This is a genomic window from Streptomyces sp. NPDC055243 (genome assembly GCF_044544025.1).
Classification (GTDB): domain Bacteria; phylum Actinomycetota; class Actinomycetes; order Streptomycetales; family Streptomycetaceae; genus Streptomyces.
Map to the genome: position 1 here is coordinate 1 of NZ_JBITWR010000023.1, position 19441 is coordinate 19441.

General features: G+C 70.8%; 19 protein-coding genes. 9 read left to right on the plus strand and 10 right to left on the minus strand.

The window, feature by feature from the left end; genetic code table 11:
- Positions 1–160: 160 nt before the first annotated feature.
- The gene (locus ACIGXX_RS39890; protein ID WP_351170660.1) at positions 161–1420 is read right to left on the minus strand and encodes an Ig-like domain-containing protein; all 1260 of its coding nucleotides are present in this window, start codon (positions 1418–1420) and stop codon (positions 161–163) included.
- Between the two features lie 250 nt (positions 1421–1670).
- Positions 1671–2030, minus strand: a complete 360-nt coding sequence (locus tag ACIGXX_RS39895) for a hypothetical protein (RefSeq protein WP_351170663.1) — start codon at positions 2028–2030, stop codon at positions 1671–1673.
- A 110-nt stretch (positions 2031–2140) separates the two neighbouring features.
- Between ACIGXX_RS39895 and ACIGXX_RS39900 the strand changes: the two genes are divergently transcribed.
- A complete protein-coding gene (locus tag ACIGXX_RS39900; protein WP_361472805.1) occupies positions 2141–2464 on the plus strand; it encodes a hypothetical protein in 324 nt (107 codons plus the stop codon).
- A gap of 105 nt (positions 2465–2569) precedes the next feature.
- Positions 2570–3337 carry a PepSY domain-containing protein gene (locus tag ACIGXX_RS39905; protein ID WP_399983474.1) on the plus strand — a complete coding sequence of 256 codons (768 nt, stop codon included), beginning with the start codon at positions 2570–2572 and terminating at the stop codon, positions 3335–3337.
- A gap of 72 nt (positions 3338–3409) precedes the next feature.
- On the opposite strand, the gene hutH is transcribed toward ACIGXX_RS39905, so the two are convergent.
- The 5 genes from hutH to ACIGXX_RS39930 all read right to left on the minus strand — a co-directional run bounded on the left by hutH (position 3410) and on the right by ACIGXX_RS39930 (position 9812).
- On the minus strand, positions 3410–4948 hold the full coding sequence (gene hutH, locus ACIGXX_RS39910) for a histidine ammonia-lyase (RefSeq protein ID WP_351170837.1): 1539 nt from the start codon (positions 4946–4948) through the stop codon (positions 3410–3412).
- A 387-nt stretch (positions 4949–5335) separates the two neighbouring features.
- Positions 5336–6535 (minus strand): diguanylate cyclase domain-containing protein, encoded by a 1200-nt coding sequence (locus tag ACIGXX_RS39915; protein WP_361472811.1) that lies wholly within the window; start codon positions 6533–6535, stop codon positions 5336–5338.
- A gap of 73 nt (positions 6536–6608) precedes the next feature.
- Positions 6609–7406, minus strand: coding sequence for an enoyl-CoA hydratase-related protein (locus ACIGXX_RS39920; RefSeq protein WP_351170675.1), 798 nt, complete (start codon positions 7404–7406; stop codon positions 6609–6611).
- A gap of 121 nt (positions 7407–7527) precedes the next feature.
- Positions 7528–8703 (minus strand): adenylate/guanylate cyclase domain-containing protein, encoded by a 1176-nt coding sequence (locus tag ACIGXX_RS39925; RefSeq protein ID WP_351170678.1) that lies wholly within the window; start codon positions 8701–8703, stop codon positions 7528–7530.
- Positions 8704–8927: 224 nt separating this feature from the next.
- Entirely contained in the window at positions 8928–9812 is an 885-nt protein-coding gene (locus ACIGXX_RS39930) for a biotin--[acetyl-CoA-carboxylase] ligase (protein WP_351170681.1), read from the minus strand.
- Between the two features lie 149 nt (positions 9813–9961).
- Here ACIGXX_RS39930 and ACIGXX_RS39935 point away from each other — a divergent pair, with 149 nt between their 5' ends.
- The 4 genes from ACIGXX_RS39935 (at position 9962) to ACIGXX_RS39950 (ending at position 12742) form a co-directional block, all read left to right on the plus strand.
- Positions 9962–11620: an acyl-CoA carboxylase subunit beta gene (locus tag ACIGXX_RS39935; protein WP_361472816.1), complete on the plus strand. Its 1659-nt coding sequence runs from the start codon at positions 9962–9964 to the stop codon at positions 11618–11620.
- Between the two features lie 63 nt (positions 11621–11683).
- Positions 11684–11890, plus strand: coding sequence for an acyl-CoA carboxylase subunit epsilon (locus ACIGXX_RS39940; protein WP_351170687.1), 207 nt, complete (start codon positions 11684–11686; stop codon positions 11888–11890).
- Between the two features lie 95 nt (positions 11891–11985).
- A complete protein-coding gene (mmpB, locus tag ACIGXX_RS39945; protein WP_272902837.1) occupies positions 11986–12114 on the plus strand; it encodes a morphogenic membrane protein MmpB in 129 nt (42 codons plus the stop codon).
- A 19-nt stretch (positions 12115–12133) separates the two neighbouring features.
- Positions 12134–12742 carry a nucleoside triphosphate pyrophosphatase gene (locus ACIGXX_RS39950; protein ID WP_351170691.1) on the plus strand — a complete coding sequence of 203 codons (609 nt, stop codon included), beginning with the start codon at positions 12134–12136 and terminating at the stop codon, positions 12740–12742.
- Between the two features lie 67 nt (positions 12743–12809).
- Here ACIGXX_RS39950 and ACIGXX_RS39955 read toward each other — a convergent pair whose 3' ends face one another.
- A complete protein-coding gene (locus ACIGXX_RS39955) occupies positions 12810–13286 on the minus strand; it encodes a hypothetical protein (protein WP_351170694.1) in 477 nt (158 codons plus the stop codon).
- 381 nt (positions 13287–13667) lie between these two features.
- Between ACIGXX_RS39955 and ACIGXX_RS39960 the strand changes: the two genes are divergently transcribed.
- The gene (locus ACIGXX_RS39960; protein ID WP_351170697.1) at positions 13668–15440 is read left to right on the plus strand and encodes a biotin carboxylase N-terminal domain-containing protein; all 1773 of its coding nucleotides are present in this window, start codon (positions 13668–13670) and stop codon (positions 15438–15440) included.
- Positions 15441–15577: 137 nt separating this feature from the next.
- Complete coding sequence (locus ACIGXX_RS39965) at positions 15578–16213, plus strand: TetR/AcrR family transcriptional regulator (protein WP_351170700.1); 636 nt, start codon at positions 15578–15580, stop codon at positions 16211–16213.
- Here ACIGXX_RS39965 and ACIGXX_RS39970 read toward each other — a convergent pair.
- Together ACIGXX_RS39970 and ACIGXX_RS39975 are read right to left on the minus strand one after the other, a co-directional pair.
- Positions 16199–17176, minus strand: coding sequence for a DeoR/GlpR family DNA-binding transcription regulator (locus ACIGXX_RS39970; protein WP_351170703.1), 978 nt, complete (start codon positions 17174–17176; stop codon positions 16199–16201). The two genes, ACIGXX_RS39965 and ACIGXX_RS39970, sit on opposite strands and share 15 nt — an antisense overlap.
- 209 nt (positions 17177–17385) lie before the next feature.
- Positions 17386–18834, minus strand: coding sequence for an NAD(P)H-quinone dehydrogenase (locus ACIGXX_RS39975; RefSeq protein ID WP_351170706.1), 1449 nt, complete (start codon positions 18832–18834; stop codon positions 17386–17388).
- Between the two features lie 118 nt (positions 18835–18952).
- Here ACIGXX_RS39975 and ACIGXX_RS39980 point away from each other — a divergent pair, with 118 nt between their 5' ends.
- Complete coding sequence (locus ACIGXX_RS39980) at positions 18953–19390, plus strand: gamma-glutamylcyclotransferase (protein WP_160506851.1); 438 nt, start codon at positions 18953–18955, stop codon at positions 19388–19390.
- Positions 19391–19441 lie beyond the last annotated feature (51 nt).

The following is a 19441-nucleotide window of genomic DNA, read 5'->3' on the forward strand; positions in this document are numbered from 1 at the left end:
TCTTGTCTTACAACTCTTTTCTTTGTCTTCCCTCCGCCCCATGCTTCCCCCCCCCACCCCCCCCCGACCCACCCCCCCCCCCCCCCGGGGGGCCCCCCCCCCGCCGGGGGGGGGGGGGGCCCCCCCCCCGCCTGCGTCTTCTTGCGTGTCCTGGGTGCTCCTAGACGGCCGAACCGGCCTTCCACTGCGCCCAGTCCATGACCCAGCCGTTGAAGCCGTTGTCCGGCTGGACCGTCTTGTCGCCGGTGTTCCGGACGTCCACGACGTCACCGATCATCGAGTTGTCGTAGAACCAGGCGCCCGGGGTGCTCTTGTCGCCCGCGCCCTTGGCGTCCTCCAGGCCGACACAGCCGTGGCTGGTGTTGGCGCCGCCGAAGATGGACTTCGCGCCCCAGTAGTTGCCGTGGATGAACGTGCCCGAGTTCGACAGGCGCATGGCGTGCGGCACGTCCTTGATGTCGTACTCGCCCTTGCCGTCGTCGTCCGTGAAGCCGACCGTCGCGCCGTTCATCCGGGTCTCCTTGAACTTCTCGGAGATCACCATCTTGCCGTTGTACGTCTTGTTCTCCGGGGAGCCCGCGGAGATCGGGATGGTCTTGATGACCTTGTCGTCCCGCATGACCTTCATGGTCTTCGTCTTGGCGTCGACGATGGAGACCTGGTTACGGCCGATCTTGAACTGGACCGTCTTCTCCTGGACGCCGGTGACGCCGTCCGAGCCCTCGACGCCGTCCAGGGACAGCTTCATGGTGACCGTGGAGTTGCCCTGCCAGTAGTCCTCGGGGCGGAAGTCGATGCGGTTGTCGCCGAACCAGTGGCCGACGACTTCCTGGCCGCTGCTGGAGGACACCTTGATGTTGGACTGAACGTCCTTCTTGTTGCTGATCGCCTTGTCGAAGTTGATCGACACCGGCATGCCCACGCCGACCGTGGAGCCGTCCTCGGGCGTGAAGTTCCCGATGAAGCTGTTGCTCGGCGAGACCGTCGTGAACTTCGAGTTCTCGTGCGCCTTGCGGCCCTCGGAGTCCTTGGCGGTGGCACTGATCTTGTACGTGGTCGCACGCTCCAGCTGGCCGCTGGGCTTCCAGCTCTTCTTGTCGGCAGCTATCTCGCCGGCTACCGCGGTTCCTTCCTCGGTCGTCATCGTGACGTCCGTCAGCGAACCGCTGCTCACCTTGACCTTGGCGGCGTTGTTGATGCCCGCGTTGTCGGAGCCGTCCTTCGGCGCGATCTTGATATCGGCGTCGGAAGTCTTCTTGGCAGCCGCTTCGTCGACCTGGTTCTGGGACTCCTTGCCGCCCGCGGCGGTCTTGTCGCCGTCGTCGCTGCTACAGGCCGAGAGCACAAGGACGCCGCCGACCAGAGCGGATACGGCCGCAAGACCCTTGCGCCGTCCGCGCTGCCGCCTACTGTCCGTCATCACACGCTTCTCCATCGTTGCCGAAATCCTCAACACGCCAAGAACGCCGAGAGTCCCCGTAATCCCGCATAACGTCCTGCCCGGTTCGTCCCGTTCCACTTCCGCCGAAGATGTGGGGAACACCACGTCATGCGATGCGCCGGTGACAGCCGTGCATCTCTGAGACGACGGAACCCCGGGCGGCGGTTGCCGTCCGGGGCTACGGGTTCCGTTTTTTCCGTCCGGTAGACGTACGAATTTCGTCTAACCGCTACAGCCCCCGGCCACCGGCACCGTCATCGCCCGTGTCCTCGTCGTCGCCATCATCCTCGTCCGGGTCCCAGTCCGGCGAATCGGGGTCGTAGTCGATCTGCTCGCTGCTCCAGGACGCCTGCGAGAGCTCCACTCCGGGCACGGCGCTGACCAGGTCGAACGGGTCCACCAGATAGGCGAGTGCCTCCGCGTCGTCCTCCTTGACGGCCGTCTCGGCATGCAGCCGCTCCTCGGCGGGCATGTGCTCGTCCTCCGCGATCCGGCGCAGCGCGGAGGCCGCGAGCTCGCCGGAGTCGTCGACCTCCACCACCAATTCGACGCGGAGCCGTACAAAACGTGATGTCTCAGATGTGCTCATGCGTCGGAGCGTACGACCCATGACCCCCGCGACTTTCCCGCGACCCGCGCCTTTCATTACCATCGCCCCACACGGCCAATTCGCCAGCGCCACAAGGGGGATCCGATTCCGTGTCCGCACGTCGATCGCTGCTGACCGCCACTGCCGCGGGGGCCCTCCTCGGCGCCCTGTGGTTCGTTCCCTCCGCCAACGCGACGGCGACGTTCAGATCACCGCAGGCCCCTGAATCGCCCCAGGTCGTCCACACCGAACAGCGTCGCGCGACGCCGCCCTCGGAGACCACCGCCGCCGCTCCCACCGAGGACCGCCTCGCGGACACGGGCGCGGGCGTCGACACGACGCCGTACCTGATCGGCGGGACGGCCTTCCTGGGCCTCGGGGCGGGGTTCGTCGCGTACTCCGTACGACGGGAGCAGCGGGGCCCGGCCTACTGAGGAACCGCCTAGGCGCCCCGGAGGAGGGGCGCGCGCCGGGCAGTCGGGTGACCCCGGCCGCGCGGCGCCCCGGCCGGATACGGGGCGAGGGCTAGGCATGCGGTTATGAGATTCGAGCCCCGGAACAAGAACACCGCGACGCCCCGCGCCCGCCGCCTCCGCCTCGTCGGCGCCCTGTGCGCCGTCGCGGCTTCGGCAGCCCTGGTGACGGGCTGCGGGGAGGACGGCGACGCGTCGTCCGCCGAAGCGACCTCGAAGGCGGCGAAGAGCGTCCCGAAGGAGGCGCCGTCGGAGAGCCCCACGGGCAGCGCGTCCCTCACGCAGGACCAGCAGGAGCGCAAGGCCCTGCTCGCCGCCACCAAGGTCACCTACGACAAGGCGGCCGGCACGGCGGTGGACAAGGTTCCGGGCGGCAAGCTGACCGACCTGGACCTGGAGGGCGTGGACGACGACAACGACGGCGACGATGACGACGCGAGCGCGAGCCCCAGCCCGAGCCCGAGCCCGAGCAGCAGCGCGGGCGCCCCGCAGTGGGTCGCCGAGGTCGCCGAGAAGGACGGCACGGTGCACGACGTCCGTATCGACGCGGTGTCGGGCAAGGTGATCAGCTCCGCGCCGGAGAAGGACCAGGACGCCGACGACAAGAAGGAGACGGCCGACCGGCTCTCCCGCGTCAAGCAGTCGCCGGAGCAGGCCGCCAAGGTGGCGACGGACAAGAAGAAGGGCACGGTCACGTCCGTCGGCCTGGACGACAACGACAGCAACGCGCTCGTCTGGTCCGTCGACGTCGTCACCAAGGACTGGAACAAGACCGACTTCGAGATCGACGCGGTCAAGGGCGACATCACCCGTGAGCACGTCGACCGCGACTGACGCGCCGTCACCACGCAAGGGGGCGCCGTCACCTGGTGACGGCGCCCCCTTCGGCGTACGGAAACGCCGTGGCTAGGCCAGCGGACCCGTCACCGGCTCGACCGCGGCGAGCAGCGCGCCGGAGCGCACGAACGCGTCGGCCGCCGCCAGGTCGGGCGCGAGGAAGCGGTCCGGGCCCGGGCCCTCGACGCCCGCCTTGCGGATCGCCTCGATGACCGCCCGGGTCGCCGGGGCCGGCGTGAGGCCCTCGCGGAGTTCGACCGCGCGCGTCGCCGCGTACAGCTCGATCGCGACGATGCGGGTGAGGTTGTCGACCGCCGTGCGGAGCTTGCGGGCCGCCGACCAGCCCATCGAGACGTGGTCCTCCTGCATCGCGGAGGACGGGATCGAGTCCGCCGATGCCGGGACCGCGAGCCGCTTCATCTCGCTGACCAGGGCCGCCTGCGTGTACTGGGCGATCATCAGGCCCGAGTCCACGCCCGCGTCGTCCGCGAGGAACGGCGGCAGGCCGTGCGAGCGGTTCTTGTCGAGCAGCCGGTCCGTGCGGCGCTCCGTGATCGAGCCGAGGTCCGCGGCGGCGATCGCGAGGAAGTCCAGGACGTACGCGACCGGCGCCCCGTGGAAGTTGCCGTTCGACTCGACGCGGCCGTCGGGCAGCACGACGGGGTTGTCGACGGCGGCGGCGAGCTCGCGCTCGGCGACCAGGCGCGCGTGCGCCATCGTGTCGCGCCCGGCGCCCGCGACCTGCGGCGCGCACCGCACCGAGTACGCGTCCTGGACGCGCGGCGCGTCGTCCTGGTGGTGACCGGTGAGGCCCGAACCGGCAAGGACCGCGAGCATGTTGGCGGCGGACGCCCCCTGGCCCGGGTGCGGCCTGATGGCGTGCAGCTCGGGGGCGAGGACCTTGGCGGTGCCGAGCAGCGCTTCGAGGGTGAGGGCCGCGGTGATGTCGGCGGACTTGTAGAGGGCGTCGAGGTCGGCGAGGGCCATGACCAGCATGCCGAGCATGCCGTCGGTGCCGTTCAGGAGGGCGAGGCCTTCCTTCTCGCGCAGCTCGACCGGCGTGATGCCGTGCGCGGCGAGCAGCTCGCCCGCCGGCTTCAGCTCGCCGTCCGGGCCCTCCGCGTCGCCCTCGCCCATGAGCGTGAGCGCGCAGTGGCTGAGCGGCGCGAGGTCGCCGGAACAGCCGAGCGAGCCGTACTCGTGCACGACGGGCGTGATGCCCGCGTTGAGTACGTCGGCCATGGTCTGCGCGACCTCGGGGCGTACGCCGGTACGGCCCGAGCAGACCGTCTTGAGCCGCAGGAACATCAGCGCGCGGACCACCTCGCGCTCCACGCGCGGGCCCATCCCCGCCGCGTGCGAGCGGACGATGTTGCGCTGGAGCTGGGCGCGGAGGTCAGGGCCGATGTGCCGGGTGGCGAGGGCGCCGAAGCCGGTCGACACGCCATAGACGGGCTCGGGCTTGGCCGCGAGGGCGTCGACGATCTCGCGCGACGCGGCGAGGGCGGTCACGGCTTCCGCCGAAAGCTCGATGCGGGCATTGCCACGCGCGACGGCGATGACGTCCGCTGCGGTTGTCCCGGACGTCCCCAGGACCACGGTGTGCATATCCATATTCAGCAGCGTACGGACTGAATCGCCAGGTGTCACGGGTGGATACGGACTGAGCCTCTTACCGGGGTCGACGCCACCGGGCCCCTCCAGGGCCACGACGAACTGCACGCCAAGCCCCCACGACCCCGCAAGGGGCACGAGGAACGGCGCGCCAAGCCCCCACCGCCCCACAGCCAACACGCGACGCCGAGCCCCGTAAGGGGCGCGAGGAACGGCGCGCCAAGCCCCCACCGGCCCGCAGCCAACACCCGACACCGGGCCCCATAAGGGGCGCGAGGAACGGCGCGCCAAGCCCCCACCGGCCCGCAGCCAACACCCGACACCGGGCCCCATAAGGGGCGCGAGGAACTGCGCGACAAGCCCCCACCGACCCGCAGCCCCTCACCGACCCCCCTGCCCACCCTCCCAGGAGCCCCGCTCGCCGCCCCGCCGCTCCGGCCCACGCCCCCGGAAGCGGCGCCTCTCCCCCGCCGGGCGCGACGCCTCCGAGTCAGCAAGCCGCACCACGGGGTCATCCGCACCTTCGCGCCCCGCAACCACCGGCTTCGGGGCACGTGCCGCCTTCGCGCGGTACTGGGCCGCGTCCGCGAGGCGGAACAGGCGGCGGGCCGAGCGCACCTCGCCGATCGGGTCCTCCGTGGAGGCGACCCCGCACGCGACACCGTCCCCCAGCTCCAACTCGGCCGCCCGTACGCAGAGTTCATCGGCGACCCGCACCACCTCATCGGCGGTGGGCCCCACCGAGAGCAGACAGAACTCGTCCCCGCCCAGCCGCGCCGCCAGCGTCCCCGGCAGCATCGCCCCGCACAGGGACAGCACCGAACCGAAACGTTCGAGCAGACGGTCGCCGACCGCGTGCCCCTGGGTGTCGTTGACCCACTTGAGGCCGTTCACGTCGCACACGACCAGGCTCACTGCGGTCCCGTCCGCGCGGTGCCGCTCCACCGCCTCCTCGAGGCGCAGATCGACCGCGCGCCGGTTGGCGAGCCCGGTCAGCGCGTCGGTGAAGGCAAGACGGCGGGCCTCCTCCAGCCTCTCGGTCTGCGCGATCCCGGCCGCCACGACCGAGGCGAGCACCGTCGCGAAGTCCGCGTCCTCGCGCCCGAAGACCGGCGCCCCCACCGCACGCGCCACGTACAGCTCGCCCCACGCCCGCCCGTGCAGCACGATCGGCGCGACCACGCAGCAGCCGCGGCCGCGCCTGCGCAGGGCGGCGACGCGCTGGTGGCAGTAGCCGGGGGTCGCGGCCTCCGCGGGGCCCTGCGCCGTCTCCACCCAGGCGTGCGGCTCACCGCCGCCCGCCCAGCGTTCGTGCAGGAACTCGGTGATCTCCGGGAACTCGTTCACCGGGTACGCCTCGCGCTCCGGGAACTCTTCCTCCCCCTCGGCCCGTTCGCCCACGTTCACGAGCACCCTCAGCCGTCCGAGATCGCGCTCCCAGACGGACAGGGCCGCGAAACTCCCCGCCAGCGCTCGGCACGCGCCGCGGGCAGCGGCCCGCCAGGACTCACGCGGAGTGTGCGCGGCGGCCATCCCCTGCGCCAGCACGACCACGGCCCGCAGCCGGAGATCCTCTCCCATCTCCCTAGGCTAGGAGATTTACGACATTTTGGGCGATCGGAACATCACGCAGAGTGCGGACCGGGCCTCGGACTCACTCTCCCGGCCACTGCGGCTTCCGCTTCTCGTTGAACGCCGCGACGCCCTCCGCCCGGTCACCGGAGAAGGCCACCGAGCGCCAGGCCGCGTCCTCGACCTCGAGCCCGGCGCGCAGGTCGAGCCCGTGCCCGAGCCGCAGGGCGCGCTTGGCGGCACGCAGCCCGACGGGCGAGTTGGCGGCGATCCGCGCGGCGAGCGCGAGCGCTTCCGTACGGTCCTCGCCCTCGCCCACGAGCTGATCCACGAGCCCCAACTCCCGCGCCTCGGCCGCCTCCACGCGCCGCGCGGTGAAGATCAGCTCGGCGGCCCTCGCCGCGCCCACCCGGCGCGGAAGCAGCTGCGTACCGCCGCCGCCCGGGATCACGCCGACCGACACCTCGGGGAGGCCGACCACGGCGGTCGGGTCGGCGACGATGAGATCGCAGGCGAGCGCGAGCTCGAACCCGCCGCCGAGCGCGAAGCCGTGCACGGCGGCGACGGTCGGCACGGGCAGTTCGAGTACGCCGGTGTAGGCGGCCCGCGCGGTGGGGCGCTGGCGCACCAACTCGGCGTCGGAGAAGGAGTTGCGCTCCTTCAGGTCGGCACCGACACAGAAGGCGCGCTCGTGGCTCGACGTCACGACCACGACCCGCACGTCGCGGTCCTCGGCGAGGGCGGCGCAGGCGGAGCCGATGGCGCGGGCCATGTCCGTGGACACGGCGTTCATGGCCTTGGGCCGGTCGAGGACGAGCTCGGCGACGTGGTCGTGCCGCCTGACGCCGACGAATTCCCCGAACCGCTGCTCGCCACCCATTGCTTTCCTCCACGGAAGGTTAACGGTCGTTACCGCATTGCAGGAGGATCATGTCACCGCCACGGAGCGCACGGTGGGCGGGCAGGAAAATTCCGCGCCGCAGCGGTGGTCCGGGGGGAAGTCAGCTGCCGCGCCGGGCCAGCAGCCACGGCTCGACGACACCGAGGCCTCGCACGGGCCGCTGCCACATCGGCTGCAGGGCGAAGCGGTAGGAGGGCGGCTCCGAGCCCTCCTTCTCCGCGGTCTCGGCGGCCTCCGCCGCCTGGGTCTCGGAGGCGGGGGCGTCTCCCGTGCGCGTCAGCTCCTCGGCGAGCGCGCCGTCCACCAGGACGGCGTCCCGAGGCGCTATCGACGTGAGGCGGCTCGCGAGGTTCACCGTCGTACCGAAGACATCGCCCATGCGCGTCGTGACCGTGCCGAAGGCGATGCCGACCCGCAGCTCGGGCATCGTCTCGTCGTTGGCCATGGTCTCGATCAGCCGCAGGGCGATCTCCGCGGCCACGCCCGCGTCGTCGGCGGCGTAGAGCACCTCGTCGCCCAGGGTCTTGATGAGCCGCCCGCCGTGCGCCGCGACCAGGTCAGCGGCGGTGGTCTCGAAGGCCTCGACGAGCTCGCCGAGTTCCTCCTCCTCCATGCGCCGGGTGAGCCGCGTGAAGCCGACGAGATCGGCGAACCCGACGGCGAGCCGCCGGTCGACCATTTCCTCGTCGTCCGCGGCCTGCACGACCCGCCCGGTGGCGGCGGCGAGCTGCCGCCGCCAGACGTAGACGAGGAACTCTTCGAGCTCGGGCAGCAGAAGCTCTATCAACGGATAGGTCACTTCGGTCCGCGTCATGCCCGGCTCGGGCGGCTCCGTGAGACCTTCCAGGAAGGAGTCGATCTGCCATTCGGCCAGCCGGGCGGTGGTCTGCCCGGTGGACCGGGCCACCTGCACCGCCATCGCCTCGCTGAGCAGCCCCGCTTCGACGAGACCGGCGAGGCGGCGCAGCGCGAGCACGTCCGCCTCGGTCAGGGCCTTGGCCTGGCCGATGTCGGGAAAGCCCATGGCCCGCCAGAAACGGGAGGCGAGCTCCATGGATACGCCGGCGCTGCGGGCCGCCTGGAACGGGGTGTAGCGGCGGTCGGCGCCGAGGATGAGCCCTTCGAGGCGCAGGGCGAGGGGATCCTTCTCGGGATCCCCCGGCTTCTCGTCCCCGGAGTCCATCGAGTCGAACGCGTGGGTGACGGAGCCAGCGGTACGTCCGGGCTCGCCGTCGGGGGATGCACCCGTGCCGGAGCCCGTGTCGTCGACGGTCACGCCTGCTGCCCTTCCGATCTGCCGCGGTCAGGTATCGACCGGCGCCAACTTTACGGCAGGTGTGCCGCAGCTCACGCCTTTCGTCGGCGTGGGCGCCTAGGACAGCGCTTTCCCCGCCCTACCGGCGCCGAACACCCTTTCCCCACCCACCCGCCCGTTTGCCCCACATCCCCACCTGGACGAACAAGCCTCACCCCCCCGCCCGAATCCCCGCATTCCCCCCCTTACACCCCCCGCAGATGCACCACATCCCCCGCCCCCACAGGCTCCTGCACCCCGTCCCCCGTCGCCAGCACCAAGCGGCCGTCGCCGTCCACCGCCACCGCCTCCCCCGTGATCGACCGATCGCCCGGCAGCTCCGCCCTGACCTTGCGGCCGAGCGTCGCGCAGCCCGCCGCGTACGCCTCCTGGAGGCGGGACGCCGCCGGATCGCCCTCCGCCGCGCGCCAGTCCCCGTACCACTGCTCAAGAGAACGCAGCACCGCCCGCAACGCCGTGTCCCGGTCAGTGCTCGCCGCCCCGGCCAACGCCAGCGACCCCGCCGTCGGCACCGGCAGCTCCTCCTCGCGCAGGGTCACATTGATCCCGATGCCGACCACAACACCGCCCCCACCGGAACCCGCCCGCTCCGCGAGGATCCCCCCGGCCTTGCGCTCCTCTCCCCCCACCGTCACCAGCAGGTCGTTCGGCCACTTGAGGGCCGTGTCCACCCCCGCCGACCGCGAGAGACCGGTGGCCACGGCCACCCCCGTGAGCAGCGGCAGCCACCCCCACCGCTCGACCGGCACCGACGGCCCCGGCCTCAGGAGTACGGAGAAGAAGAGCCCCGAGCGCGCGGGCGCCGACCAGCGGCGGTCGAGCCGGCCCCGCCCCGAGCTCTGCTCCTCGGCGACGAGCACCGCCCCCTCGGGCAGTTCGTCCGCGCGTGCGGCCAGATCCGTGTTGGTCGACCCCGTCGCGGGCACCACGTCCAGAGAGGTCCACAGGCCCCCGCCCCGCACCAGCGCCCGCCGCAGCGACGCGGCGTTCAGAGGCGGCCGGTCGAGGTCGGACCAGCGGTTGTCCTCAGGGAGGTCGGAAGGGTCGTCTGAAGCATCTCGCGGCGTCATGCAAGCCACCTTAGGTGTGGTAAACGCCGCACTGCCGAACCGTATCGGCGCCGATACCCTACGACTCAGTAGCAAGCGAGTCACAGCAGCCACAAGCCACGCCGCAAGCCGCCAGTCGCCCCTTTGAGCAGGCAGGGAGCCGCATCCCTATGTCCGAGCCGGAAGAGCCCAACGTGCCCGTGCCAAGCGCCGCAAGCGATACCCCCACCACCCCTGACGCAGGTGACTCAGGTATCGACATCCATACGACTGCGGGAAAACTCGCTGATCTGCAGCGCCGCATCGAGGAGGCCAAGCACGCCGGTTCCGCTCGCGCGGTCGAGAAGCAGCACGCCAAGGGCAAGTTGACGGCGCGCGAACGCATCGACCTGCTCCTGGACGAGAACTCCTTCGTCGAGTTCGACGAGTTCGCCCAGCACCGCTCGACCGACTTCGGCCTGGAGGCCAACCGCCCCTACGGCGACGGCGTCGTGACCGGCTACGGAACCGTCGACGGCCGCCCCGTGGCCGTCTTCTCCCAGGACTTCACCGTCTTCGGCGGCGCCCTGGGCGAGGTCTTCGGCCAGAAGATCGTCAAGGTCATGGACTTCGCCCTGAAGACCGGCTGCCCGGTCGTCGGCATCAACGACTCCGGCGGCGCCCGCATCCAGGAGGGCGTCATGGCCCTGGGGATGTACGGCGAGATCTTCCGCCGCAACACCCACGCCTCCGGCGTGATCCCGCAGATCTCCCTCGTCGTCGGCCCCTGCGCGGGCGGCGCCGTCTACTCCCCCGCGATCACCGACTTCACGGTGATGGTCGACCAGACCTCGCACATGTTCATCACCGGGCCCGATGTCATCAAGACGGTCACCGGCGAGGACGTCGGCTTCGAGGAGCTCGGCGGCGCCCGCACCCACAACAGCACCTCCGGCGTCGCGCACCACATGGCGGGCGACGAGAAGGACGCGATCGAGTACGTCAAGTCCCTCCTGTCCTACCTGCCTTCGAACAACCTCAGCGAGCCCCCCGCCTTCCCCGAGGACGCGGACCTGGAGCTGACGGACGAGGACCGCGAGCTCGACACCCTCATCCCGGACAGCGCGAACCAGCCGTACGACATGCACACGGTGATCGAACACGTCCTGGACGACGCCGAGTTCTTCGAGACGCAGCCGCTGTTCGCGCCGAACATCCTCACCGGCTTCGGCCGCATCGAGGGCCGCCCGGTGGGCATCGTCGCCAACCAGCCCACGCAGTTCGCCGGCTGCCTGAACATCGACGCCTCCGAGAAGGGCGCCCGCTTCGTCCGCACCTGCGACGCGTTCAACGTCCCGGTCATCACCTTCGTCGACGTGCCGGGCTTCCTGCCGGGCGTCGAGCAGGAGCACACGGGCATCATCCGCCGCGGCGCGAAGCTGATCTACGCCTACGCGGAGGCGACGGTCCCGCTGATCACCGTCATCACCCGCAAGGCGTTCGGCGGCGCGTACGACGTCATGGGCTCCAAGCACCTGGGCGCCGACCTCAACCTGGCCTGGCCGACCGCGCAGATCGCGGTGATGGGCGCGCAGGGCGCGGTGAACATCCTGCACCGCAAGACCCTCGCCGCGGCCGAGGCATCGGGTGACGTGGAGGCGACCCGGGCCCGCCTGATCCAGGAGTACGAGGACCGGCTACTCAACCCGTACACGGCTGCCGAGCGCGGCTACATCGACGCCGTGGTCATGCCGTCGGAGACCCGCTCCCACCTGGTGCGCGGCCTGCGCCAGCTGCGTACGAAGCGCGAATCCCTGCCCCCGAAGAAGCACGGCAACATCCCCCTCTAGACCGGGCGGACCGGGGCAGGCCATGCAGAGCGCGCCCCGGCGAGGAGAGCGAGGAGACCCTTCATGATCAAGGTCGTACGGGGCAATCCCACCCCGGAGGAGCTGGCCGCCGCACTGGCGGTGGTCCAGGCGCGCGCCGCGGCGGTCGCGAACCAGCCGTCCGGCGCGCCCGCGGTCCTCGACGCCTGGGCGGACCCGGCCCGCGTGGCCCGCGACCGGCTGCCCGCACCGGGGCCGACTGCCTGGGGCCGCACGTACTGGCCCGGCTAGCCGGGCGCGGCGACCCGGGAATGAGTGACACGGGCCGGGGCGCCTGAGTACGCGTACTCAGGCGCCCCGCCGCCACCGCGCGCAGTATCGGTCTCATGCTGTGGTCGGACCCCGAGAACAACCCGCCCAAGGACATGCGGGACATGCAGGCGAAGATGCGCCGTGCGGGGCTCGTCCTTGCCCTCGCCATGGTCGTGGCGATGTTCGTCCTCGGCATCCACTGAGCCTCGATACGCTGACCGCATGAGTGATCAGCCCCGCCGTCTCGTCCTCGCCTCCAAGTCCCCCGCCCGGCTCGGCCTCCTGCGCCAGGCCGGTCTCGCCCCCGAGGTGATCGTCAGCGGGGTCGACGAGGACGCGATCTCCGCGCCGACCCCCGCCGAGCTCGCCGTCGCCCTGGCCGAGGCCAAGGCGTCGGTCGTCGCCGCGCGCCCGGACGCGAAGGGCGCCCTGGTCATCGGCTGCGACTCCGTCCTCGAACTGGACGGACAGGCGCTCGGCAAGCCCGCCGACGCCGAGGAGGCCACCGCCCGCTGGAAGTCCATGCGCGGCCGCGCGGGCGTCCTGCAGACCGGCCACTGCGTGTACGACACCGCGGCGGGCCGCCACGTATCGGCGCTCGCCTCGACCGTGGTCCGCTTCGGCGAGCCCTCGGACGAGGAGATCGCCGCGTACGTGGCGAGCGGCGAACCCCTGCACGTGGCGGGCGCGTTCACGCTCGACGGCCGCTCGGCCCCCTTCGTCGACTCGATCGAGGGCGACCACGGCAACGTCATCGGCCTGTCGCTGCCGCTGCTGCGCCGCCTGCTCGCCGAACTGGGCGTCGGCATCACGGAGTTGTGGACGAAGTAGCCCGCCCCGGCGGTCCCGGGCGACCTCAGCGGCGGCCCCGGCTACCTCAGCGGCCCCAGGAGGGCTCTCAGGCGGGCTGTGGAGCGCCGTTCTCCGGCGCGCCGCCGCCCGCTGCCCCGTTGCTCGCGCGGGGCCCGTCGGCGACCTCGTCGGGCTTCTTGTCGTATGCCACCAGCGTGAGCACGATCAGGCCGAGCACGACCATCATGAAGGCGAAGGCGGGCCAGCCCACCAGGCCGACGGAGAATGCCCCGAGCAGCGCGTGCACCACGGCGGCGCTGATCAGGAGCAGCCGGCCGAAGCGGCCCGGCGCGCGGTCGCGTATCGCCGAGCGCAGCATGACGACGGCGCACAGCGCGAGGTAGCAGCCGAAGACGCCGCCCGCGATCCACGTCGACACGGACATCGCGTGCGGGTCGAGGCCGGCGAGCGACATGTCCTGCTTGTTCACGACGAGGCCGAGGAACCAGTTGAGCAACGCGATGCCCACCGCCTCCACCAGGAGCACGATCGCGCCCACCCAGGCCACCGGTCTACGCGCCACGGCGCCCACCCACTTCCGCTGTTACCGCCAGTACGTGCCAGACATCGCGAACGCTACATGGGGGCACCCCCTGCTCGTTAAGAGCTCGGGGGAGGGTAAACCGAGGGACAAGGGCCCTGCCGAAGGCAAAGAATCATTGGGCCATTCGTAGGGACTCGACAAAGAATGGCCCTCTGCCGCAGCACGCCCTCACAGAGACCTTGACCACACCGGCGCGTTAGTCTGCCTCGAAGGGACCCTGCGTACCGTGGTGCGACAAGGGATTTCGCGGACGGGCAGGCCCCGGATCACGCTCCGTGTGGGCAAGCTCACCATTGGGGACGGGTCGAAAGGTCGTGTCGGCAGTCCCTAAACTCGGCTTGTTTCAAGGAGGGAGCCATCGTGCGCAAGGTGCTCATCGCCAACCGTGGCGAAATCGCTGTCCGCGTTGCTCGGGCATGCCGGGATGCAGGGATCGCGAGCGTAGCCGTCTACGCAGATCCTGACCGGGACGCTCTGCATGTACGTGCGGCAGATGAGGCGTTCGCGCTGGGCGGTGACACTCCGGCCACCAGCTACTTGGACATCTCCAAGGTGCTGGCAGCGGCCAAGGACGCGGGGGCGGACGCGATCCACCCCGGCTACGGCTTCCTTTCGGAGAACGCCGACTTCGCGCAGGCCGTTCTGGACGCGGGTCTGATCTGGATCGGCCCGCCGCCGCAAGCAATTCGTGACCTGGGTGACAAGGTCGCCGCCCGGCACATCGCGCAGCGCGCGGGTGCCCCGCTCGTGGCCGGTACGCCGGACCCCGTGAGCGGTTCGGACGAGGTCGTGGCCTTCGCCGAGGAGCACGGACTGCCGATCGCGATCAAGGCCGCCTTCGGTGGCGGCGGACGCGGTCTCAAGGTGGCCCGGACCCTCGAAGAGGTGCCCGAGCTGTACGACTCCGCGGTGCGCGAGGCCGTCGCGGCCTTCGGCCGTGGCGAGTGCTTCGTGGAGCGCTACCTCGACAAGCCGCGGCACGTGGAGACCCAGTGCCTGGCCGACCAGCACGGCAATGTGGTGGTCGTCTCGACCCGTGACTGCTCGCTTCAGCGCCGCCACCAGAAGCTGGTGGAGGAGGCCCCCGCGCCGTTCCTGAGCGAGGCCCAGAACGCCGAGCTGTACGCGGCGTCCAAGGCCATCCTCAAGGAGGCCGGCTATGTGGGCGCCGGCACCGTCGAGTTCCTCGTCGGCGTCGACGGCACGATCTCCTTCCTGGAGGTCAACACCCGTCTGCAGGTGGAGCACCCGGTCACCGAAGAGGTCACCGGCATCGACCTGGTCCGCGAGATGTTCCGCGTCGCGGACGGCGAGGAACTGGGCTACGGAGACCCCGAACTGCGGGGCCACTCCTTCGAGTTCCGCATCAACGGCGAGGACCCGGGCCGCGGTTTCCTGCCGGCGCCGGGCACCGTCACCGTCTTCGCCCCGCCGTCGGGTCCGGGCGTGCGCCTGGACGCGGGCGTGGAGTCCGGCTCCGTGATCGGCCCGGCGTGGGACTCGCTCCTCGCCAAGCTGATCGTGACCGGCGCGACGCGCGAGCAGGCCCTGCAGCGCGCCGCGCGCGCCCTGGAGGAGTTCAACGTGGAGGGCATGGCCACGGCCATCCCCTTCCACCGCGCGGTCGTCAAGGACCCGGCCTTCGCCCCCGAACTGACCGGCTCCGCCGACCCGTTCACGATCCACACCCGGTGGATCGAGACCGAGTTCGTCAACGAGATCCCCGCGTTCGCCGCGGCGACCGACACCGAGACGGACGAGGAGCCGGGCCGCGAGACGGTGGTCGTCGAGGTGGGCGGCAAGCGCCTGGAGGTCTCGCTGCCCTCCTCGCTGGGCATGACCATCGCCCGCACCGCGGCGGCGGGCGGCGCCCGCCCCAAGCGGCGCGCGGCGAAGAAGTCGGGCCCGGCGGCTTCCGGTGACACCCTGGCCTCGCCCATGCAGGGCACGATCGTCAAGATCGCGGTCGAGGAGGGCCAGGAGGTCCAGGAGGGCGACCTGATCGTCGTCCTGGAGGCCATGAAGATGGAACAGCCCCTGAACGCACACCGCTCGGGCACCATCAAGGGCCTCACCGCGGAAGTGGGCGCGAGCCTGACCTCCGGCGCGGTGATCTGCGAGATCAAGGACTAGTCCTCGGCCATCGGGCGCCGGACGGGCTGAATGTTCAGCCCGTCCGGCGCCCGAGGACGAACTCGGCGAAGCCGGTGACAGGCGGCACGCACGCTTCGGGCAGACTTGAAGCACGCGTACGTTCAGGGAGGCACGCCATGGCAGAGGCAGAGAGCCCGCAAGAGCGCCCCCGCTCGAAAAGAGCCGACGCGCGCCGCAATTACGACCGGCTCCTCGCAGAGGCCCGCACCGCCTTCGCGGAGCACGGCACGGACGCCTCGCTGGAGGACATCGCCCGCCACGCGAACGTGGGCATCGGCACCCTCTACCGCCACTTCCCCAACCGGCACGCCCTGATGAGCGCCGTCTTCGAAGAGGCGGTGAGTGATCTCCTGGACCGCTCCCGCGCGCTCCTGAAGGATCCGCAGCCCTGCTCGGCCCTGGTGACCTGGCTCCGCGCCATCATCACTCATGCGGGTGAGTACCGCGGGCTCTCCCGCGCCCTCATGTCGGCGTCGCACGACGACAGTTCGGCACTCTCCCGATGCAGCAGGCCGATGCGCGAGGCGGGCACGGCCCTGCTCGTGCGGGCACAGCAGGCAGGTGCCGTACGCCCCGGTGTCTCGATCGCCGATCTGATGCAGCTGACCAACGCGATCGCGCTGGCCGCCGAAGAGACCCCCGACGAGCCCGAGTTGGCCGACCGCCTCCTGATGCTGACCCTGCGCGGCCTGAAGCCCGAAGGGTCGGCACCGGACGAGCCCGGCCCCGCGACCGGTTCAGCGGCGGCGTAGATCCGCCACCCGCGCGGCACGCTCCCCGGGCTGCTGCTCCCCGAGCACCGCACTGCGCAACTGCGCACCGGGTCCCGACCCGTGACCGCCGTGGTTGCGGCGCTGACCCGGCAGTGGCACGTCCCGGCGCGACTGCCGCGCCGGGACGGAATCCACCCCTGATCCGGAGTTGGGGCTCGCGCTCCCGCCCGCGACTGCGATCTGCACACCCTGGTCGGCCAGGGCCTGCAGCTCGGTGGCCGCACGGTCGTCGTGCGTGGGCGGCTCGTCCGTGACCAGACGGGTGATGACGTCCGTCGGCACCGTCTGGAACATCGTGTCGGTGCCGAGCTTGGTGTGGTCGGCGAGGACCACCACCTCGGCGGCCGCCTGGACGAGCGCACGGTCCACGCTCGCCGAGAGCATGTTGGACGTGGAGAGCCCGCGCTCGGCGGTCAGACCACTGCCCGACAAGAAGGCGCGCGACACCCGCAGACCCTGCAGGGACTGTTCGGCCCCGCTGCCCACAAGTGCGTAGTTGGACCCGCGCAGAGTGCCGCCGGTCATGACGACCTCGACGCGGTTGGCATGGGCCAGGGCCTGTGCCACCAAGAGGGAATTGGTGACGACGGTCAGACCGGGTACCCGCGCGAGCCGTCGGGCCAGCTCCTGCGTGGTCGTACCCGCCCCGACGACGATGGCTTCGCCTTCTTCGACGAGTCCCGCCGCGAGATCGGCGATAGCCGTCTTCTCGGCGGTCGCGAGATGTGATTTCTGCGGAAAGCCGGACTCCCGCGTGAATCCGCCCGGCAATACCGCACCGCCATGTCTGCGGTCGAGGAGTCCTTCTGCCTCCAGCGCGCGCACGTCCCGCCGTACGGTCACTTCGGAGGTCTGGACGACGCGGGCGAGCTCCCGGAGCGATACAGCTCCGTTGGCCCGCACCATTTCGAGGATCAATTGGCGACGTTCTGCAGCGAACACGAAACTGACAGTAACCCCAACGACCGTCTGCTTTCAGCAGTTTGCGCCGAATTACAGAAGTTGTTCGCACAGTTGGGTGGGAAGTGGTATAGGCGCCTACTCACCCCGCCTATGCCGGGCGAATGGGCGACAACAGCCCGTGACCTGCGCAGAGTTGATACCCCGCCGGACGCCGATCAGTCGGCGATCAACCGACGATCAGTCCGCGATCAGGCTTCGCCCGCCGACTTCCGCGTGTGAAGTTGACGCGCGACCTCGGCGATCGAGCCCGAAAGGGATGGATACACGGTGAACGCATTCGCGATCTGCTCGACCGTCAGATTGTTGTCGACCGCGATCGAGATGGGGTGGATCAGTTCCGAGGCGCGCGGCGCGACGACCACACCGCCCACCACGATGCCCGTACCGGGACGGCAGAAGATCTTGACGAAGCCGTCGCGGATGCCCTGCATCTTCGCGCGCGGGTTGCGCAGGAGCGGCAGCTTGACGACGCGGGCGTCGATCTTGCCGCCGTCGACGTCGGACTGGCTGTAGCCGACGGTCGCGATCTCCGGGTCGGTGAAGACGTTCGACGACACGGTCTTCAGGTTCAGCGGCTGCACCGCGTCGCCCAGGAAGTGGTACATCGCGATGCGGCCCTGCATGGCGGCCACGGAGGCGAGCGCGAAGATCCCGGTCACGTCACCGGCGGCGTACACACCCGGCGCGGACGTGCGCGACACCTTGTCGGTCCAGATGTGCCCGGAGTCCTTGAGCTTGACCCCGGCCTCCTCCAGGCCCATGCCGCTGCTGTTCGGGATGGCACCGACAGCCATCAGACAGTGCGTACCGGTGATGACGCGGCCGTCGTCGAGCGTCACCTCCACGCGGTCGCCCACGCGCTTGGCGGAGGCGGCGCGCGAACGCGACATGACGTTCATGCCGCGGCGCCGGAAGACGTCCTCCAGGACGGCGGCGGCGTCCGGGTCCTCGCCGGGCAGCACGCGGTCACGGCTCGACACGAGCGTGACGTTCGACCCGAGCGCCTGATAGGCGCCGGCGAACTCGGCACCGGTGACACCGGAACCGACCACGATGAGCTCTTCGGGGAGCTCGTCCAGGTCGTACACCTGGGTCCAGTTCAGGATCCGCTCGCCGTCGGGCAGCGCGTCGGGGACCTCGCGCGGGTGCCCGCCGGTGGCGATCAGGACCGCGTCGGCGACGAGGGTCTCCTCGCTCCCGTCGGCCGCGCGCACGACGACCTTGCGCGAGCCGTCGGTGTCCTGCTGGCCCTCCAGGCGGCCACGGCCGCGCAGCACGCGGGCGCCGGCCCGCGTGACGGAGGCGGTGATGTCGTGGGACTGCGCGAGCGCCAGGCGCTTCACACGCCGGTTGACCTTGCCGAGGTCGACGCCGACGACGCGCGCCGGGCTGTCGATGTGCGGAGTGTCGTCCGCGACGATGATGCCGAGCTCCTCGTAGGAGGAGTCGAAGCTGGTCATCACCTCGGCCGTGGCGATCAGAGTCTTGGACGGGACGCAGTCGGTGAGCACCGACGCCCCGCCCAGACCGTCGCAGTCGACGACGGTCACCTCCGCGCCGAGCTGGGCGGCAACGAGTGCCGCCTCGTATCCGCCGGGTCCGCCGCCAATGATCACGATCCGAGTCACGTACTCCATTGTCCCGCACGCTTCAAGGTGCTTCGCCCCGGGGGCTCCATCCGGGCCGTTCTCCCTACAAGAAGGGCACTTCCGTTACCGGAGGGACGCACGCGTCGGCTGCCGTACCCTCGACCCCATGTCGCTCTACGCCGCGTACGCCGGCAATCTGGATCCGCGGCTCATGTCACGCCGCGCCCCGCACTCGCCGCTGCGCCAGACCGGCTGGCTGAACGGCTGGCGGCTGACCTTCGGCGGGGAGCACATGGGGTGGGAGGGCGCGCTGGCCACCATCGTGGAGGCGCCGCGTTCCCAGGTCTTCGTCACGCTGTACGACGTCGCCCCCATGGACGAGGACTCCCTGGACCGGTGGGAGGGCGTGGGGCTCGACGTCTACCGGCGGATGCGGGTGCGCGTGCACACCCTGGACGGCGAGGAACCCGCCTGGGTGTACGTGCTCAACGGATACGAGGGCGGCCTGCCGTCCGCGCGCTATCTGGGGGAGCTCGCCGACGCTGCGGAGACCGCGGGAGCGCCCCACGACTACGTGATGGAGCTGCGGAAGCGGCCCTGCTAGGGGCGCCTGCCCCGGGCTGTGGCGCGCGCCGCGCCCCTCTTCGAACCTTCC

Excerpts from the sequence above, each read along its gene's own strand:
- ACIGXX_RS39920 (WP_351170675.1), bottom strand. The coding sequence starts at position 7,406 with ATGGGTGGCGAGCAGCGGTTCGGGGAATTCGTCGGCGTCAGGCGGCAC.
- hutH (WP_351170837.1), bottom strand. The coding sequence starts at position 4,948 with ATGCACACCGTGGTCCTGGGGACGTCCGGGACAACCGCAGCGGACGTC.
- ACIGXX_RS39935 (WP_361472816.1), top strand. The coding sequence starts at position 9,962 with ATGTCCGAGCCGGAAGAGCCCAACGTGCCCGTGCCAAGCGCCGCAAGC.
- ACIGXX_RS39940 (WP_351170687.1), top strand. The coding sequence starts at position 11,684 with ATGATCAAGGTCGTACGGGGCAATCCCACCCCGGAGGAGCTGGCCGCC.
- ACIGXX_RS39930 (WP_351170681.1), bottom strand. The coding sequence starts at position 9,812 with ATGACGCCGCGAGATGCTTCAGACGACCCTTCCGACCTCCCTGAGGAC.
- ACIGXX_RS39905 (WP_399983474.1), top strand. The coding sequence starts at position 2,570 with ATGAGATTCGAGCCCCGGAACAAGAACACCGCGACGCCCCGCGCCCGC.
- ACIGXX_RS39895 (WP_351170663.1), bottom strand. The coding sequence starts at position 2,030 with ATGAGCACATCTGAGACATCACGTTTTGTACGGCTCCGCGTCGAATTG.
- ACIGXX_RS39980 (WP_160506851.1), top strand. The coding sequence starts at position 18,953 with ATGTCGCTCTACGCCGCGTACGCCGGCAATCTGGATCCGCGGCTCATG.
- ACIGXX_RS39915 (WP_361472811.1), bottom strand. The coding sequence starts at position 6,535 with ATGGGAGAGGATCTCCGGCTGCGGGCCGTGGTCGTGCTGGCGCAGGGG.
- ACIGXX_RS39965 (WP_351170700.1), top strand. The coding sequence starts at position 15,578 with ATGGCAGAGGCAGAGAGCCCGCAAGAGCGCCCCCGCTCGAAAAGAGCC.
- mmpB (WP_272902837.1), top strand. The coding sequence starts at position 11,986 with ATGCTGTGGTCGGACCCCGAGAACAACCCGCCCAAGGACATGCGGGAC.
- ACIGXX_RS39975 (WP_351170706.1), bottom strand. The coding sequence starts at position 18,834 with ATGGAGTACGTGACTCGGATCGTGATCATTGGCGGCGGACCCGGCGGA.
- ACIGXX_RS39890 (WP_351170660.1), bottom strand. The coding sequence starts at position 1,420 with ATGACGGACAGTAGGCGGCAGCGCGGACGGCGCAAGGGTCTTGCGGCC.
- ACIGXX_RS39950 (WP_351170691.1), top strand. The coding sequence starts at position 12,134 with ATGAGTGATCAGCCCCGCCGTCTCGTCCTCGCCTCCAAGTCCCCCGCC.